1 protein-coding gene is annotated in these 1,668 nt (G+C 66.4%); it reads right to left on the reverse strand.

Translation table 11 applies throughout. The features are described from left to right. Nucleotides 1-1,512, reverse strand: a 1,512-nt coding sequence (gene ligD / locus J0I79_RS00090) for a non-homologous end-joining DNA ligase (RefSeq protein WP_292854137.1), incomplete at its 3' end; no start/stop codon positions are given. Nucleotides 1,513-1,668 lie beyond the last annotated feature (156 nt).

A 1,668-nucleotide genomic window follows, 5' to 3' on the forward strand; every position in this document is an offset into this window, starting at 1 on the left:
TCGGTTGGCATAGTGGATGCGGGCCGAAAACAGCGGCTTCACCCAGTGCATCTCGCGCATGATCTCGCGCGGTACCCCTTCGGGCGCCGTCGCGCCAGATGTCAGTGGCTCCAGCCGGGCGAGCAGGTCGGCAGCGGTCTGCGCGTCGAAGCCGGTGCCGACCTTGCCGCGATAGTGCAGTTCGCCGTCCTGCCACTCGGCGAGCCCGAGAGCGGCGAGCCCTTCCGCGGCGTCGGAAACGGTGTAGCCGGCGATGACGAAATCATCCTTCTGGAGCGCCTTGGTCTTGGTCCAGCTTTTGGTGCGGCCGCTCTGGTAGATCGCAGTGGCGCGCTTGGAGACAACGCCTTCGAGCGCGAACTCCGTCGCCTGGTCGTAAAGCCCCTGCCCCGAACCCTCGACATGGTCGGAGAACTGGATGGCGGAATTGGCGCCGAGGCCGGCGAGCAGTTCCGCCAGCAGCGCCTTGCGGCGGATCAGTGGCGCCTTCATCAGGTCCCAGCCGTCGAGGTGAAGCAGGTCGAAAGCATAGAAATGCAGCTTGCTGCCGGCGCCCTCGGCCAGCGCGTCCTGCAAAAGCGCGAAACGGGAAATGCCCTTGGCGTCGAGCACGACGATCTCGCCGTCGATGATGGCTTCGCGGCACGGCAACCTGGCGAAAGCATGCGGAAGGTCGCCATAGCGTTTCGTCCAGTCGATGCCGCCACGGGTGATCAGCCGCACCTGCCCGTCGCCGACATGCGCCATCGTGCGGTAGCCGTCGAATTTTATCTCGTGCAGCCAGGCCTCTCCCGTATCCTCGCCGTCGGGCGGCTTGGGCACCTGGGTGGCCAGTTGCGGCTCGATGCGGCTCAGCGCCTGCGCCTTGACTGCGCCCGGCAAGTCGCCGGGCTTGAGCGAGCCCCGCCTGGGCGCGGCCTTCACGGCCGGCTTCGCGGCGGCCAGCAACGCCTCGATGCGCAGGCCCGATTTCACGCTTTCGGGCCGCGCCTCCAGGATGTTCAGCTCGGCGTCGGCGGCAAGGTCGCGTTCCTTGAACAGCAGCCAGTTCTTCTTGTTCTCGTCCTCGCCGGGTTTCGGCTTCAGCCGGGTCAGCATCCAGCCGCCATTGAGCTTTTCGCCGGAGAGCCGGAACTTGAAGGCGCCGGTGCGCAGGCTTTTCTCGATGTCGTCCATCGGCGCCCAGGTGCCGGTGTCCCAGACGATCATCGGCCCGCCGCCATATTCGCCCTCGGGGATGACGCCCTCGAAGTCGATATATTCGAGCGGGTGGTCCTCGGTCTCGACAGCCAGCCTCTTGTCGGCCGGGTTCAGCGACGGCCCGCGCGGCACCGCCCAGCTCTTCAGCACGTCGCCGACCTGCAGGCGCAGATCGTAGTGATCAGCGGTGGCGTGGTGCTTGTGGACGACGAAGCGGTTGCCGTCGCCGGAAATCAGCCCGCCGGCGGGTTCCGGCGTTTTGGAGAACTCGCGCTTGGCGCGGTAGGATTTGAGCTTGGGGGCGGTGGTCATTGCTTAGGCCGCCGCAAGCGAACCAATAGCAAGGGCCGCGCTCTACGGCGCCCCCCTCTGTCCTGCCGGACATCTCCCCCACTTGGGGGGAGGTTGGCAGTTTTGGCGCCGTCGCTCGCCTTGCAACGTCGAGAATTGGCGAAAGCCGGAGGGACA

This window comes from Mesorhizobium sp., from assembly GCF_017306585.1.
Lineage (GTDB): Bacteria > Pseudomonadota > Alphaproteobacteria > Rhizobiales > Rhizobiaceae > Mesorhizobium.